Here is a 1,995-nt window from a genome sequence, read left to right as displayed (position 1 = left end):
CGGGAGTTTGACAGTTACTAACCATAAATCCATTAAAATCAAGAATCTATATACTTAAGTATATGGTTCTTTTTATTTTGTCAACTTTTTTTCATTTATATGTAGCGTATTGTAGATTATTATGGTATAATATACTTAGATACTTATAAAAAGAGGTAACTTTGATGAAAATTGTTAAATATAAACTCAAAAACGAAGACATTCTTTATTACTTAGCCAAATCTGTTCGAACTGGTAAACAAGTTAAAACTGTCAATATCGAGAAACTTGGAAAACATAGTGATTTAATTCTTAAACATAAAGATCCTTTAACGTATTTAAAAGCTTATGCTAAAAAAAGAACCGCAGAAGAAAAAGAAGACTTTTTATCCATCAAAATCGATTTACAGCAAGCAGTTCTTCATCATAAAGATCAAAAAACATCTCATTCAAAGTTACTTAACATTGGCTACTTCTTTTTAAACGATATCTACAAGGCATTAAAGTTAGATACTTTTTTTAAAGATATCACAAAAGATACCAAAGTTGAGTACAACCCACATCAAGCTCTTAAATTTTTAACCTTTGCAAGAATTTTAGATCCCAAATCGAAATTAGGAACCTTTGATGATTTAAATAACTATTATGAAAAACCCAAGATTAAACTACAGGACATTTATAAAACACTTGATTTAGTATCTGAGCACTTAGATCAATATCAAACGCATCTATATCGTGAAAGCATCAACATCTCAAAGCGAAACACATCTATTCTTTATTATGACTGCACCAACTACTTCTTTGAAATTGAGTGTGAAGATCATTTTAGAAAATACGGACAAGGCAAAGACCATAAGCCAAATCCAATTGTTCAAATGGGTTTATTTATGGATGGCGATGGGATTCCATTAGCTTTTAGTCTAAATCCAGGAAATACAAATGAGCAACAAACAACGCTCCCCTTAGAAAAAAAGATTGTAAAGGACTTTAAATTATCTAATTTTATTTACGTATCGGATGGTGGGCTCAACAGCAATGAAACAAGATTTTATAACTCATTTGGCAATCGAGACTATATCGTTACCCAATCTTTAAAGAAGTTAAAGCGTAGTGAGCAAGATTTAATCTTAACAGATGATCACTGGCAAAGTATTTCAACAGGTAAACTTAAGAGTCTTTCGACCCTTAAAGATGATGATCAAGATACGTATTATAAAGTAATGTGGATAGATCATCCGATTGATGTTGGATTAAGAGAACTGACACAAAGCGGACAACTTAAGAAGAAAACAAGTTTTAAACAACGACTCATCGTGACTTATCAAAAGAAATATGCATTATATCAAAGTGCGTTAAGATTAAAACAAATTCAAAGAGCAGCCGATTTGATTCAGTCAAATCGTGTTGATCAAGTTTCTCAAAATAGTCCCAAACGATTAATTGAGCAAAAGGGTGAAGTTTCTTATGATTTAGATTTAGATAAAATCAAAGATGAAATCAAATATGATGGCTATTATGCATTAGTGACTTCACTAGAGGATGACGATGTCAAAGACATTTTAAAAGCAAGTGCGCGTCGTTGGGAAATTGAAGAATCTTTTAGAATATTAAAGTCAAATTTTAAAGCGCGTCCTGTTTTTCATAGAAAAGATACGCGGATTATCAGTCATTTCGCTATTTGTTTTACAGCTTTACTTGTTTATAGACTCTTAGAAAAAAAACTTGACTCTAAGTATACCATTTATGAAATTATTGATACACTTAGAGCATTGAATGTCGTTTCATTGAATGAAGCATTATTTAAATCAACTTATTCTGGTAGTGAATTACTAGACCAACTATGTGTCATATTCGATAAAAAGATAAACAAAAACATCTATACAAATGTACAATTGAACAAAAATAAATAAAATGTTAAAATACGCTACATTTAAATATGAAAAAAAGACCATTTTAATGCCTTAACAAGGACGTGAAGTGGTCTTTCGCTTATTGTCATCTATCAAACTTGGGATT

The 1,995-nt window shown here is 30.4% G+C and carries 1 protein-coding gene; it reads left to right on the top strand.

Annotation, left to right across the window (positions count from 1 at the left end; translation table 11 throughout):
* The first annotated feature begins 164 nt into the window (after nt 1–164).
* Nucleotides 165–1,889, top strand: a complete 1,725-nt coding sequence (locus tag QJ521_RS09580; RefSeq protein ID WP_282840258.1) for an IS1634 family transposase — start codon at nt 165–167, stop codon at nt 1,887–1,889.
* Nucleotides 1,890–1,995: the final 106 nt, after the last annotated feature.

Source organism: Peloplasma aerotolerans, from assembly GCF_030012175.1.
Classification (GTDB): domain Bacteria; phylum Bacillota_I; class Bacilli_A; order Acholeplasmatales; family Acholeplasmataceae; genus Peloplasma; species Peloplasma aerotolerans.
The sequence above is the reverse complement of the archived record's forward strand: the minus strand, read 5'-3'. Positions and strand labels throughout refer to the sequence as shown.

Bases quoted from the DNA above. Each gene is read 5' to 3' on its own strand.
- QJ521_RS09580 (WP_282840258.1), top strand. From the start codon at position 165: ATGAAAATTGTTAAATATAAACTCAAAAACGAAGACATTCTTTATTAC.